The organism is Halomonas sp. DP8Y7-1 (genome assembly GCF_019801685.1).
GTDB classification, from domain to species: Bacteria; Pseudomonadota; Gammaproteobacteria; order Pseudomonadales; family Halomonadaceae; genus Halomonas; species Halomonas litopenaei_A.
The window spans coordinates 18,311-32,238 of sequence record NZ_JAHVIN010000007.1 but is presented as its reverse complement, the minus strand read 5'-3'; the positions used below and the strand labels follow the sequence as shown (position 1 = coordinate 32,238).

At 61.0% G+C, this 13,928-nt stretch carries 11 protein-coding genes; 6 read left to right on the top strand and 5 right to left on the bottom strand.

Features of this window, described 5'->3' with window-relative positions:
• Positions 1 to 199 precede the first annotated feature (199 nt).
• Together hppD and KUV41_RS10940 are read right to left on the bottom strand one after the other, a co-directional pair.
• The gene (hppD, locus tag KUV41_RS10945; protein WP_222486099.1) at positions 200 to 1,288 is read right to left on the bottom strand and encodes a 4-hydroxyphenylpyruvate dioxygenase; all 1,089 of its coding nucleotides are present in this window, start codon (positions 1,286 to 1,288) and stop codon (positions 200 to 202) included.
• A 400-nt stretch (positions 1,289 to 1,688) separates the two neighbouring features.
• Positions 1,689 to 2,294 (bottom strand): LysE/ArgO family amino acid transporter, encoded by a 606-nt coding sequence (locus tag KUV41_RS10940; RefSeq protein ID WP_222486046.1) that lies wholly within the window; start codon positions 2,292 to 2,294, stop codon positions 1,689 to 1,691.
• Positions 2,295 to 2,520: 226 nt separating this feature from the next.
• Between KUV41_RS10940 and KUV41_RS10935 the strand changes: the two genes are divergently transcribed.
• The 3 genes from KUV41_RS10935 to KUV41_RS10925 all read left to right on the top strand — a co-directional run bounded on the left by KUV41_RS10935 (position 2,521) and on the right by KUV41_RS10925 (position 6,822).
• Positions 2,521 to 3,408, top strand: coding sequence for a LysR family transcriptional regulator ArgP (locus KUV41_RS10935; RefSeq protein ID WP_222486097.1), 888 nt, complete (start codon positions 2,521 to 2,523; stop codon positions 3,406 to 3,408).
• 309 nt (positions 3,409 to 3,717) lie between these two features.
• The gene (locus KUV41_RS10930; RefSeq protein WP_222486095.1) at positions 3,718 to 4,650 is read left to right on the top strand and encodes a GGDEF domain-containing protein; all 933 of its coding nucleotides are present in this window, start codon (positions 3,718 to 3,720) and stop codon (positions 4,648 to 4,650) included.
• A gap of 189 nt (positions 4,651 to 4,839) precedes the next feature.
• The gene (locus tag KUV41_RS10925; RefSeq protein ID WP_222486093.1) at positions 4,840 to 6,822 is read left to right on the top strand and encodes an ATP-dependent DNA helicase RecQ; all 1,983 of its coding nucleotides are present in this window, start codon (positions 4,840 to 4,842) and stop codon (positions 6,820 to 6,822) included.
• A gap of 10 nt (positions 6,823 to 6,832) precedes the next feature.
• Here KUV41_RS10925 and KUV41_RS10920 read toward each other — a convergent pair whose 3' ends face one another.
• Positions 6,833 to 8,389 (bottom strand): sigma-54-dependent transcriptional regulator, encoded by a 1,557-nt coding sequence (locus KUV41_RS10920; RefSeq protein ID WP_206944704.1) that lies wholly within the window; start codon positions 8,387 to 8,389, stop codon positions 6,833 to 6,835.
• Positions 8,390 to 8,709: 320 nt separating this feature from the next.
• On the opposite strand from KUV41_RS10920, the gene phhA reads away from it, so the two are divergent.
• Genes phhA through KUV41_RS10905 form a run of 3 tightly spaced genes read left to right on the top strand, consistent with a single transcriptional unit; the run spans position 8,710 to position 11,174 of the window.
• A complete protein-coding gene (gene phhA / locus KUV41_RS10915; protein WP_222486091.1) occupies positions 8,710 to 9,588 on the top strand; it encodes a phenylalanine 4-monooxygenase in 879 nt (292 codons plus the stop codon).
• 44 nt (positions 9,589 to 9,632) lie between these two features.
• Entirely contained in the window at positions 9,633 to 9,983 is a 351-nt protein-coding gene (locus KUV41_RS10910) for a 4a-hydroxytetrahydrobiopterin dehydratase (protein ID WP_222486089.1), read from the top strand.
• Complete coding sequence (locus KUV41_RS10905) at positions 9,984 to 11,174, top strand: aromatic amino acid transaminase (protein WP_222163385.1); 1,191 nt, start codon at positions 9,984 to 9,986, stop codon at positions 11,172 to 11,174.
• Between the two features lie 123 nt (positions 11,175 to 11,297).
• On the opposite strand, the gene narL is transcribed toward KUV41_RS10905, so the two are convergent.
• Both narL and KUV41_RS10895 read right to left on the bottom strand, forming a co-directional pair.
• Complete coding sequence (gene narL / locus KUV41_RS10900; protein WP_206944726.1) at positions 11,298 to 11,942, bottom strand: two-component system response regulator NarL; 645 nt, start codon at positions 11,940 to 11,942, stop codon at positions 11,298 to 11,300.
• Positions 11,943 to 11,990: 48 nt separating this feature from the next.
• Positions 11,991 to 13,832 carry a histidine kinase gene (locus KUV41_RS10895; RefSeq protein ID WP_222239177.1) on the bottom strand — a complete coding sequence of 614 codons (1,842 nt, stop codon included), beginning with the start codon at positions 13,830 to 13,832 and terminating at the stop codon, positions 11,991 to 11,993.
• Positions 13,833 to 13,928 lie beyond the last annotated feature (96 nt).

The window sequence follows — 13,928 nt, the reverse complement described above, 5'->3', positions numbered from 1 at the left end:
CTTGCGCACTATTGTTTGCCCACCATGGCGGTGGCGTCCTCCACATCAGCCTGTGGCCGAATCAGGGTGGAGGCCAGCCCGCCATTGTGACGGATTTTGTCGCGCTTGGGCAGGCCCGTCATCGTCGCGGCTGGCTGCCAACGCCGTCTATCCCGGTTGACGGCACACCAGCCTCGACGATAACGCTCCTGCCTTGTGCTCAATCGGCGTCGAGTACACCTCGGCGGATCTGGTCTTCCTCGATGGATTCAAACAGCGCTTTGAAGTTGCCCTCACCGAAGCCGTCGTTGCCCTTGCGCTGAATGATCTCGAAGAAAACCGGGCCAATCACTGTCTCGGTGAAGATCTGCAACAGCACGCCCTGATCAGGCCCGCCATCGATCAACAGGCTCAGTTCACGCAGGTCCTCTACCTGCTCTTCGTGATTGGGCACGCGCACATCGACCTTTTCGTAGTAAGTATCCGGTGTGGACAGGAAGCGAATGCCGTTGGCCCTGAGGGCTCGCACCGTGGCGTAGATATCCTCTGTCGCCATCGCCAGGTGTTGAATGCCCTCCCCCTTGTACTCGCGAATGAACTCGGCGATCTGGGAGTTATCGTCGGCTGATTCATTGATCGGAATATGCATCTTGCCGCAGGGAGCTGTCATGGCCCGGGAATGCAATCCGGTCTTCTTGCCCTCGATATCGAAGTAGCGATTCTCACGAAAGTTGGCGATCCGGGTATAGAAATCTGCCCACGGATCCATCTGCCCCCGCTCCACATTGTGAGTCAGATGGTCGAGGTAGCGCAGACCGACGCTATTGTCATTGGCTGAGCGCCCCTCGATGGCGTCGAAGTCAATGTCGTAGATGGTTCTGTTGTGCTCATCGGTTCGCTCGTCGACAAAGTAGAGCAGCGAACCTCCAATTCCCTCCACGGCAGGAATACCCACTTCCCCAGGCCCCACCGGAACATCGACGGGACGCGCGCCTTGTTCCACCGCGTAATCCAGCGCCTGTCGGGCATCAGCGACCTTCCATGCCATGGCGCAAGCACCGGGCCCATGCTGCTGGGCGAAGCGCGCCGCATGGCTGTCAGGTTCCGCGTTCAGTACAAAATTGACGCCCTCTTGCTGGAACAGACTGACGCCTTTGCTGCGGTGGCGCCGGGTCTCCGTGAATCCCATCGCCACGAACAGCTCACGTAAGGCCGCTATTCCTTCCGCGTCGGGAGCACTGTACTCAACGAACTCGAAACCATGGGTGCCGATAGGGTTATGTATGTCGATGGGAGCTACTGCGGTCATGTGTGCCTCCGATAGTGTCATGGTGGTGTCCGTAAGAGCCGAACCCATGCATCTATCCTAGGCGCCCCCTCCTCCGAGCCACATGCCTCCGAGCGGCGGGCTGCCAGCTGTGTGGCTGCCCAGGCTCCCCTGAAGAGCCGCGGGGTGTAGCGCTGGCCTGACAGCCCTCGACCTTGCACAGGCCCTGCGTAACGCTAGCGTGACAGGCCGTCATGAAACGCTGACAGTTGACGACCTGGCACTGGGCTTTGTCCGAAAAGTCGACGAGCGAAGGTGAGACAAGGCAAAAATCGGTGAGAAAGCGCAGTTTACGAGGTGTAAATGAGCATTTTGACCGGGCTGGCGCACCAGCCGATTTTTAACGCCGTATCACCAAGCGCAGGCACTTTTCGTACAAGCCCTAGGCGGGATGCAGGGTGAGGATCTGCCACGCCACCAACAGCATCACCGCCGCGATAGCGCCATCGACCCATTGCCAGGCGCGTGGACTGGTCAACCGAGGCGCCAGCGCACGGGCCAGTGCTACCAATCCGAAAAACCAGGTGAACGATGCCATGGTCGCCCCCATGTAGAAGCCCAACGGGCTGTCCTGCAGTGAGCCGATGGCTCCCAGCATCACCAGGGTGTCGAGATACACCTGGGGATTCAGCAGCGTCACTGCCAAGGTGGCCACAATCACACTGCCTAACGTGGTGCTGGCGTCCCTGCTGGCTTCCAGCCCTCGCGGGTGCATGACGCGCTTGAAGGCCAGCCACGCCTGCCAGACCAGGAACCCTGCACCTCCAATACGCGCCAGCCACATCGCTCCCTCGCTTTGGGCAATCAGTGCGCCGAGCCCGAGAACCCCCAGACCGATCAATAGCGCATCGCACAGGGCGCAGATGCCGGCAACCCACCAGATGTGCTGGCGGCGAAGCCCCTTGGCCAGGACAAAGGCGTTCTGCGCGCCAATCGCGATGATCAAGCCTGCGCCAGTTACCACGCCTTGCAACACTGACAACCACATGCCAAAAACTCCTTTATCAAGGGCAACACCGCTGATCACATCCATCGCCACGTCAAGCAAGGCGGGGCGCGACAAGGCCGGCATGCCGGGCAACGAAAGCCATACAGGTCCGGGTGCAAGCCACCCAGGTGGACAAGAATAAGGAGCGCGCTAGAATTAGAGAAACAACTTATCCAACTACCTCATTAGAAATTCTAATTAGGCAGCGACGCTTCCAGGGCGACCCATGCTCGACTACAAGTTATTGAATGCCCTCGCCGCGGTGCTTGAGCATCAGGGTTTTGAACGCGCCGCCCGAGCGCTGGGACTGACACAGTCCGCCGTCTCACAGCGCGTCAAGCTATTGGAAGCACGTCTGGGACAGCCCGTACTGATCCGCGGCACGCCCCCTACCCCCACCGGGCTGGGCCGGCGCCTGCTCAACCACGTCCAGCAGGTTCGCCTACTTGAGGCAGAGCTTGTCGAGGAGGCCCCCTCACTGACCGTCGGCTATCGACAGCTGCGCATCGCCATCAACGCCGATAGCCTGGCGACCTGGTGGCCCCAGGCGGTGGGCGACTATCTCAAGCATCAGGCCATCACCCTCGATTTGGTCATTGAAGACCAGGACGTGGGGCTTGAGCGCATGCGCAAGGGGGAAGTCGCCGCCTGCCTGTGTGCCAGCGAAACCCCTGTACAGGGAGCACGCCTCATTTCACTCGGTGCCATGCGCTACCGAGCGCTGGCGAGCCCCGACTTTCTTGCGCGCCATTGTCCTCAAGGCGCTACCGCAGAGGCGTTGCAGCACTGCCCGGCCATCATCTTTGGCCCCAACGACCAGCTTCAGCACCGTTTTCTGGATGCCCAGGGCGTCACCGGGCCCTTCCCTCACCATCGCTGTGCCAGCGTCGAGGGATTCATAGGACTGGCCAAGGCGGGTCTGGGCTTTGGTCTGGTGCCGGACATTCAAGCCCGGCGAGAGCTGGCCGAGGGAACGCTGGTCGACGTGGTCGACGGCTGGTATCTCGATGTGCCGCTGTTCTGGCATTTCTGGCGCCACGGTGGCGATCCACTTGAACGCCTGGGACATCAATTGGCACAGGCTGCAGCCCATCACCTCATTCCTCTTACCTAAGCCTTAGGAAGGACGGAGCACGAGAACGTGCCTAGTGACTACTGCAACAGCACAGCCGACATGGCGCTGGCGAGCCTTTTTAGAGCGCGCGTCATCGGCGCAAGAAGTTCCTGTAACACAATGTATTACATACACATTTGTCACAGGCGCCCGCAGCATCCAGATACTGCATACCTGTAAAAGCAGAAAAACGTCGTTTTTTCTTAGCCCTTAAGGCTGATATACCCCTTTCGGCTAGCCCTTAAGATGGTTAGTTAAGCCCGATACCTCGGGTTGATCACTCTTCCTGCGGCCAAGGACTGCCTGACCATGGATGACTGCGCTAACACTTCCGCGACCAAGACGCATGCCGATGCGCAGCGTCTTGCTTGCCTACAGCGCGTACCCGGCGTGCTCTTCACTCTTCAACGTGACGCCAGGGGTCGTCTGCAGCTTCCTGCCTTGACCGGCGACGACCCGATGACCCGACGGCTCGCTCCCCTGGCCACTGCCAATGACGTGCGCCAGCGCCTCGGCGACCTGCTGGGAGAAGCCTACGGGGAATTCATCCGCGCCATCGAGCATTCCGCCCATTGGCTGTCTCCCGTGTCCACTCGGCTGCGCCTGCCCGTGGGTGAACTCAACCCCCACTGGTATTCCCTGGAGGCCCTGCCCGAGCGCAGTGACGACAGCATCCTGTGGCATGGGCTGCTCATCGACATCGAAGATCAAGTCGCGGAAGAGCAGCGCCTGCGCTACCTCTCTGGTACCGATGAGCTGACAGGACTGGCCAATCGGCGCTCGCTGGTCAGCCAACTGGATAAGGCAGCGTCCATGTCCAACCGCCACGGCGTGCCGTTATCCCTGCTGTTCGTCGACCTGGACCATTTCGCCCTGATCAACGACACCTGGGGGCGGGGGCTGGGCGACCGAGTGCTCTGCCAGATCGCCGCGCTGGCCTCCAGCCAGCTGCGTCAGGAGGACTATCTGGCGCGCATGGGCAGCGATGAATTCGCCCTGCTGCTGCCCATGACCCCCGCCGGCCGGGGGCGCGAGCTGGCGGAGCGCCTGCGCGAGAACATCTCACGCCATGACTTCGGTATCGGCCGGCACAAGGTAACGGTCAGCGTAGGGGTCAGTGACTATCAGCGAGGAGTCACCGGCGCGCAACTGATGCAGCAGGTGCACGCCAATCTGGTAGAGGCGAAACAGCAGGGGCGAAACCGGGTCATCCAGCGCTGGAGCCCACAGCGTAGCGATTAACCCTCGGCCCTTTCTGTACGCTAGCGAGTGTCACCCAGCGTGTTCCCACGGTGTCACCGCTGTGGGCCGGCTGCCAACCTGTACTTCATCCCCGGCCCACAACACGGTAGCCTGTCACCCTGCGAATACCGCCGCGTCACCCCTCCCTGTCCGCTGGGTGACAAGGCCACATATTAGAGACTACCCATATTGCCTTCTGCCTCTCCCCGCATCGATGACACCTTGGCATCGGTCTTTGGATATCGTGAGTTTCGTCCCGGCCAGCGCGAGACGATCAACGCCCTTATCGCGGGTCGCAGCGCTGCCGCCATTTTCCCTACCGGCTCCGGCAAGTCACTGTGCTATCAGTTACCCGCCCTGCACCTTCCTCATCTGACGCTGGTCGTGTCGCCGCTACTGGCGCTGATGCAAGACCAGCTCGCGTCCTTGCAACAGCGCGGTATCGCTGCTGCCAGCATCGACTCCAGTCAATCGCCAGAGCAAACGCAGCAAGTCATGTCGGCGGCTCGATCGGGCCACCTGCGTGTGCTGATGGTATCGGTCGAGCGTTTGAAGAATGAGCGCTTTCGCCACTTCTTGCAGGACGTACGGGTATCGTTACTGGTCATTGATGAAGCGCACTGCCTGTCGGAATGGGGACACAACTTCAGACCCGACTACCAGAAGCTGCCGCACTACCGTCATGAATTCGGCATCCCTCAGGTGCTGCTGCTGACCGCTACCGCCACGCCCAAGGTGATTGACGACATGCGGGCCGCGTTTTCCATTGCCCGTGAAGACGTGATCACCACGGGCCTTTATCGCGCGAACCTCGACCTCACCATCGCTCCCGTGCCCGCCGATGAACGGCCCCGATATCTTGCCCGCTGGCTGATCGCCCAGCGCGACCAGGCCCATGGGGAACATGGCAGCACCGTCATCTATGTCACGCTACAGCAAAGTGCACAGCGGCTCGCTGCCTATCTCAAGGCCGCCGGCCTGGAAGCGACGGCCTACCACGCGGGCCTGGACGCAGACACCCGTGCCCAGCTTCAAGCGGCGTTCATGTCAGGCCAGTTACCGATCATCGTTGCCACGATTGCCTTCGGTATGGGCATCGACAAGTCAGACATTCGCTGCGTCGTGCACTTCGACCTGCCCAAATCCATTGAAAACTACAGTCAGGAAATTGGTCGAGCAGGCCGCGACGGTGCCCGCGCCGAGTGCCTGATGCTCGCCGGGCGAGAAAGCCTCCCTGTGCTCGAGAACTTCGTCCATGGCGATGTACCACCCCGGGCAGGCATCCAGGCGGTACTGGATGATCTGGCGGCGGCGCCGGGTGCCTGGGAGCTATCGCTCAATGCATTATCGCGTCAGACGGATATTCGCGAACTGCCGCTGAAGACGCTATTGGTCAAGCTAGAGCTGATGGGCATCATCCGCGCCAGCCACAGCTATTTTGCCGAGTACCGTTTTCGCCTCGAGATTGAGCAGGAAGCGCTTCTCGCTCGCTTCCCTGGAGAAAGAGGCGCTTTCCTGTCCGCCATCATCGAGGCGTCCGACAAGGGGCGCAGCTGGTATCGCCTGGACTTTGAACGCCTGTACCAGCTTGGCCAGGCGCGAGGCCTGGACACCTCCCGGGCAAGAGTGCTGAAGGCGCTGGACTATCTCGACCAGCAACAGTGGATTCGTCTCGAGAGCAAGCAGATCACTGAGGTGTATAGCGTCCTGTCCGACGTGGACTCCCAGCATCTGGCCAGCGAACTCCATCAGCAGTTCGTGACCCGTGCCGACATGGAGCTTCAGCGCCTGGAGGCCATGCTGGCGCTGTTCGAATCCACCACCTGCATCAGCGCTGGTCTTGCGGACTGGTTCGGAGATAGCGACGCGCCAAGGGCGTGCGGACATTGCTCGGCCTGCCGCGGAGAGCGGGCGAGCCTGAGCGCCGCCTCGCCGACGCTGCCTGCCGATGAGCAAACCTTGCATGGCTGGTTGACGGAGCTCAGCGACGCGCTGAGCGCAGCGAAACCGCCCAGAAAGCTGGACGCTGACCTGGCCACACGTTTTCTGTGTGGCATCGTCAGTCCTGCGCTAAGTCAGGCAAAGGCGCGTAAACTCGCCGGCTTTGCGAGTCACGAACAGGTTCACTATCCCCAGGTGCGTGCCGCCGTGATCCAGGTCATAGGATCCTGACACGCCCTGCTCAGGTGCCCCCCAGCCCGTAACGCTTCAGCTTGTTGGCAATGGTGGTGTGGGAGACGCCAAGCCGTCGTGCTAACTGCCGGCTGGAGGGATGCAGCGGATACAGCGCGGCCAGCACCCGACGCTCCACGTCGGCCAGAATATCGTCGAGGGTGCCGTCCAGCTCGATGCCGGCCAGATCGCCAGAGGCCGGCCCCTCAGGCAAGCGCAGGTGCTCCGGCTCGATGCGACCGCTTTCACACAGCGATACCGCCTGGAACAGCACGTTTTCCAACTGCCGCACATTGCCCGGCCAGTCATAGCCGGCCATTCGCGCGACAGCGGCGCTGGAAAGCTCGGGCAACGGGCAGCCAATCTGCCGGGCAGCGCGGTCGACGAAATGCTCTGCCAGTGCCTGAATCCCGTCCAGGCAGTCTCGCAATGGCGGAACGTTCAAGGACAGCACGTTCAGGCGATGGTAGAGATCCTGGCGAAACAGCCCCTGATCGCATAGCGACAGCAGGTCCTGCTGAGTGGCGCACACCACCCGCACATCAAGATAGGTCTCTTCGTCAGCGCCGACTCGACGGAAGCCGCCGTCCTGCAAGAACCGCAGCAGCTTGGCCTGAAGGCGCGGACTCATCTCTCCCACTTCATCGAGGAAGATGGTACCGCCCGAGGTCAACTCCAGCAGACCCAGCTTGCCCTCTGGCCTGGCGCCATCAAAGGCCCCCGGTGCGTAGCCAAACAGCTCCGTCTCGGCCATGGACTCCGGCAGGCCAGCGCAGTTCAAGGCCATGAAGGGTGCCTGCCCACGGGGGCTGGCCAGGTGACACGCCCGCGCCAGTAACTCCTTGCCAGTGCCTGTTTCACCGAAGATCAGCAGCGGGGCATCCAGCGGCGCCATTCGACGAGCTTCATGAATCAGCGACGCAAGCCGGGGGCTTGCGGTGAACATCGCCTCGAAACCGCGCATTTCCTGGCGCTGTATCTGGTAGATCCGCTCGCCAATGCGATCAGCGCTATGCAGTGTCACCACCGCCCCCGCCAATGACTCGACATCGTCATGATGCTCACGGTGCAGCGGAGCGATATCGGCAAGAAAGGTGGCGTTCTTCAGGCGGACTCTGAGTCCGTTGACCCTGGCATTGTTGCGCCGAATCACATCGGGCAAGTCACAGTCCGGCAGATATCGATCCAGGGACAGACCTGGCACTTCATCTACCCGCACCCCCAGCAGCTGACTCGCCGCGCGGTTGGCCGCGACCAGATGCCCCTCCATGTCGATGGACATGACCGGGTCTGTCAGCGATGAAAGCAGCGCCTCGAGCTCCAGCTGGTGACGCTCACTCGGCATCAGGCTGACCTTGCGCACGCCAAAGACGCCAGACACGTCTTCCAGACGAGGCTTCAACGTCACCCATTGCGCGTTAAGCAGCAATGGCACGTGGAGATAGATGGCATTGCCGCGCTCGCCACCCACTTCGCCACGCGCCACGTTGGCGCCGTAGTCAGCAAGAAGGGACACGATGTCACGCAGAATACCGATGCGGTTCTGGCAATGTACTCTCAGGCGCATGCTGGCTTAGCGCTCCTTATCGATAGGCAGAAGACCCACGGGCAGAAATTTGCTGTCACGGCGTCCGACCTCCATTGTCACGTTTTCCTTACAGCTTATCGAAGTCATTGCACACGAGACCTGCCTCTTTGGTCGAGCTATGGCCATGGGCTAGTGCCCTTGCGGCCCTGCTGTCACGTTTTTCTTACACTCGCCTCCCCTTCGTCACCAGATCGACCCGGTTTCTCTACCACAACCCCCTCGCACATGGCCTGCACTCGACCGACACTCTGTTGCAGGACAACACCCGCCTTTTCCGCTCACCATTATCTGGAGGCGCCATGAGCGCACCGTCTACGCACTCGCCTCTCGTTGGCTCACCCCACTCTCCTTCGAACCACTCCGCGGATGCGTCCGTCTCTGGCAAAGCGACGGCCTACGAGGCTCACACTCCTGACCACGATGGCAAGATCCACTGGAGCGAGACGGAGCACCGCACCTGGCAGACCTTGATGGAACGTCAACTGGCGCTGATCGAAGGACGTGTTTGCCACCAGTACCTGGAGGGGCTGGAGCGCCTTGCCCTGCCCACCGATCATATCCCGCAGCTCGATGCGATAGATCGGGTGCTGGACGACGCCACGGGATGGCGAACCGCCGCAGTCCCGGCGCTTATCCCCTTCGATACCTTCTTTGAGCTGTTGGCCAACCGGCGCTTCCCCGTCGCGACCTTCATCCGCACCCCGGAAGAGCTGGACTATCTCAAGGAGCCGGATATCTTTCACGAGATCTTTGGCCACTGCCCCATGCTGACCAATCCGGCCTTCGCTGAGTTCACCGCCACCTACGGGCGGCTGGGCCTGGCAGCCGAGCCCAAGGATCGGGTGTATCTGGCCAGGCTCTACTGGATGACGGTTGAATTCGGCCTGGTGGACACGCCAGAGGGCCGACGCATCTATGGGGGAGGCATCATTTCATCGCCACGGGAGACGCTCCACGCGCTTTCCGACGCACCGGTCACGCATCGCTTCGATGCCCTCGATGCACTGCGTACACCCTACCGCATCGACATCCTGCAACCGCTTTACTATGTTCTCGACAGTCTTGACGACCTCCAGACACTGGCCCAGCAGGACCTGATGGCGCTGGTGGAACAGGCCAAGGCGCTAGGACTCTTTGCCCCACTGTTCACGCCCAAGGCGCGGACACCCCGCGCCTGACGACCGGCAATTGCTGCCCTACCACTTGCATTTGGAGCTATCCCATGAGCGAACACTCATCGTCCCTGTCACAACAATCCTGCGAAGCCTGCCGCTGGGACGCCCCTCATGCCAGCGAGAGCGAGATCGCCAGCTGGCAAAAACAGCTGCCCGAGTGGCAGATCGTCGAGCGCGATGGCATCATGCAACTGGAGCGGAGCTATCGCTTCCGCAACTTCAAGCAGGCCCTGGCGTTCACCAACAGCGTCGGCGAGATCGCTGAAGAGGCTGGTCACCATCCGGCGCTGTTGACCGAGTGGGGCAAGGTCACCGTGACCTGGTGGTCCCACGAAATGAAGGGCCTGCACAAGAACGATTTCATCCTAGCGGCTAGAACCGACGAGGTAGCAAGTTAAATGTTCGAGAAGATTGAGCGGGTTCCCGGGGATGCCATCCTCGGGCTCATCGAGGCCTTCAAGAAGGACACCAATCCCCAGAAGGTCGATCTTGGCGTCGGCGTCTACCGCGATGCAAAGGGCAACACTCCGGTGATGCGTGCGGTCAAGGAGGCCGAGGCCCTGCTGCTCAACAACGAGACCACCAAGACCTACATCGGCTCACACGGTGCTCCCGAGTACGGTGCCGTGGTCTTGCCCATGGTGCTGGGCCAGGACTCACCGGTGCTGGAAGCTGGGCGTGCCAGTGCCACCCAGTCTCCCGGTGGCACCGGCGCTCTGCGCCTGGCGGCCGACTTCGTTGCCAGCCAGCTGCCTGGCAAGGGCATCTGGGTCAGCGATCCCACCTGGCCAAACCACCACGGCATCTTCACCGCCGCCGGTATCGCACTGCACAAGTACCCCTACGTGGATGCCGACAACCGTCTCGACTTCGACGGCATGCTGGCGGCTCTGAAGCAGATTCCCCAGGGCGACGTGGTGGTCCTGCACGCTTGCTGCCACAACCCGACGGGCTTTGACCTGAACCACGAGCAGTGGCAACAGGTGCTTGAGGTGCTGCAGGAGCGTGACCTGCTGCCGCTGGTGGACTTCGCCTATCAAGGTTTCGCTGAAGGCCTGGATGAAGACGCCTACGCCGTGCGACTGTTGGCCGAGAACCTCGACAATGTGCTGATCACCAGCTCCTGCTCGAAGAATTTCGGCATCTACAACGAGCGTACCGGTGCGCTGATCGTGGTCGCGAAGAACAACGAAGAGATGGAAAACGTTCGTTCGCAAATCGCCATTGTCGCCCGCGAGAACTATTCCAACCCGCCCGCCCACGGCGGAGCTATCGTCGCCGAAATTCTGCACTCGGCCGAGCTCGCAGGCGTCTGGCGTGAGGAACTCACGGAAATGCGTGACCGCATCAACACCCTGCGTCGCGACTTCGTCGAAGCACTGAAGCCTTACGGGCTGAGCGAGAAATACGCGCACATTGCCGAGCAGCGTGGCATGTTCTCCTACACCGGTCTGTCACCGGAACAGGTGGATCGCCTGCGCGATGAGTTTGGCATTTATATGGTGCGCTCCGGCCGTGCCAACGTGGCGGGCTTCTCTCAGGAAAACCTGCCTTACCTGGCCAAGGCGGTTGCCGCGGTCAATAGCTGAGACACCACTGACGCCTCGCCACTACCGCTAAGCGGTGAGGCGTCATTGGAGAAAGCGATAACGCCCGGGTCCAGCCCGGGCGTTGTCGTATGCAGGTCAGCGCAGCAATGCCGGTAGCGCCGTTCAGCCCAGGCCATGCTTGGTTGCCCACACCGCCGCTTCCACTCGGGAGCGCAGGTCCAGCTTCTTGAACAGATGCTTGACGTGCACCTTGACGGTGCCCTCGGCGATGTCGAGTTCACGGGCGATCATCTTGTTGGACAGCCCCCGGGCCAGGGTGCGCAGAATGTCTCGCTCTCGCGCGGTGAGGCAGGACATGCCATCGTCACCCCCCGCCGGCAGCTCGCCCTTGACCACGCTGGCCAGCAAGGACGCCATTTGCGGCCCCAGCACCACCTGCCCCTGCGCGGCCTCGCGAATCAAGCGCAGCACCTCTTCCGGATCCATGTCCTTGAGCAGGTAGCCGTCGGCACCTTCCTTGAGCGCCCGCACCACATCATCGTCGGCATCGGATACGGTCAGGATCACGATACGACTCTTGACCCGAGCGTCACGCATCCGCCTCAGCACCTCAATCCCATCGATCGGATGCATGTTGAGGTCCAGCAGGATCAGATTGGGCTGAAGGTCAATCGCCTTGCGCACCGCTTCCGCACCGTCGGAGGCCTCGCCCACCACCACCAGGCTCGGGTCCATGTCCACCAGCTGGCGAACGCCACGCCGAAAGAGAGGGTGATCGTCCACGATCATCAATCGAAGCATGCTCATTGCCAAATCTCCTGAGTGAGTGCGTCCGACCTATGCCGGACGACACGTTCAGCTGACCGCGACAGGTAGCTGTACCAGCAGGCGCGGCAGAAAGCGGACGGTCACCACGGTGCCACATGGCTTGATGCCATTGACCGAGAGCTTTCCACTCAGGCTCCTCGCCCGCTCTTCCATGATGGCCATCCCATGGGAAATGGATGGATCTGATTGGGGACCGATACCGACCCCATCGTCCTTGATCGACAGCTGATAATGACCCGTCTCTTCTGCGGCAAGACTGACCGTACAGTGGCGGGCCCTGGCGTGGCGCGCCACGTTGGACAACGCCTCGCGCACGATCTGCAGTACATGAATTTCTTCGTTGGGCGTCAGCGCAAGCCCGCTCCATTGCCCTTTCAAGGTCAGCTCGAAGTCGCCCCGCTTGGAATACTCCTGCACCGTCTCATCCAGCGCCGCCTCCAGGCCCGCCTCGTGGATGCGCAGACGGAAGGTATTCAGTAGTTCTCGCAGCTGACGATAGGAGGAGTTCAGCCCATGCCTCAGCTCGGCCACCACTTGCGCGACCTGTTCGTGGCGCTGCTGGTCCAGCTGCATCTGCAATCGCGTCACCTGAATCTTCAGGTAGGACAATGATTGCGCCAGGGAATCGTGTAGCTCTCTGGCAATGACGGCGCGCTCATCCATCAGCGCCAGCCTGCGCTGCTCATCGGACTTTTCCGACAATGACAGGGCCGCTGCGATCAGCCCTGCCACGGTCTCGACCAGCTCGATCTTCCACTGTGCCAACATGTGCCCAGGGGGCTGCTGGACCCGCAGTTCGCCGAAGTCGCGCCCTGCCTCGCGCACGCGCACCGCATACTCATTGCCGCTGCCTGGCGATGGAGAAGATGTCATGCGACTGCACGACTCCGATCGCGCTGTCGCAGTCTCGGCTTGATGATGGGCCGCGGGCCGAGGCACAAGGCGAATCATTTCCTTGCCGGCCCCACCGGTAGTGAGCCTCAGCTCGAACGGTCCCTCGTCGGTGACCGCCTCCAATTGACGCAGGACGTCTTCAAGTTCCTCACGGGTCAATGGCGTCACGCCATTCAAACGTCGCGCCGTCAGGTAAAGCATCCGCAGCGCATCATTACTGCGCTTCAACTCATGCGTCTTGGCCGCCACTCGCTTTTCGAGCTGCCCATACATTTCCGAAAGACTGGCATTCATCTTGTTGATCGTACGCGACAAGAGGCCAAGCTCGTCATTCCCACGGTAGGTCGTTCTACCGGAGAAGTCACCCACCATTACACCATTTACCACCCGAATAAGATCTCTAAAAGGCGGCATGACGCCACACACAATTCTGTACACCACCATCACCATAAAAACAACAAGAATGGTCAGCGACACACCCTGAAAAACTTCCAGAAAGACCACCTTAGACTCCGCATATTTTTGCAGACTCCCAACTAGAATATCCACTTTATCGACGAACTCTGCCACCTGGTCATCGAGGCGAAAGGCATTGCCGCCGTCAAAGGCATGGATATTGGGTCGCAGGTTTTCGTGCCAGCATTCGACCACTCTGTCATAGGCATCTCTCAGGGGGTCATCCACATCGCCAGGAATCAGACTGACAATGGCTGGGCTGGCAAGAGTGGCTTCCATCTGTTCCTGCTGCCAACGGCGCCGGGGATGGTCGGCAGGCAGCAATTCACTGGTCGACAGCAATCGGTAGGCCTGCATCCTCAGCGACCCCGCCTGATTGATGGCATCGGCGTAGCCACCCGCGCTCTGGGCGATAACGATCGAGCCCAGCAGGCTGACCAGCGCCAGACAGGCAATCGCGGCCATCGCGACCAGCATGCGCAGCATCAGAGAGCGGCGCAGGTAAAAGGCGCCGTTCATGGCTGCCCCTCGTGTCTTGTCTTCCACCACCCACTTCTATTGACCCAGATCAAGGGAGTTATCACCTAACCAATATCAGAATGTCTCATTTATGTT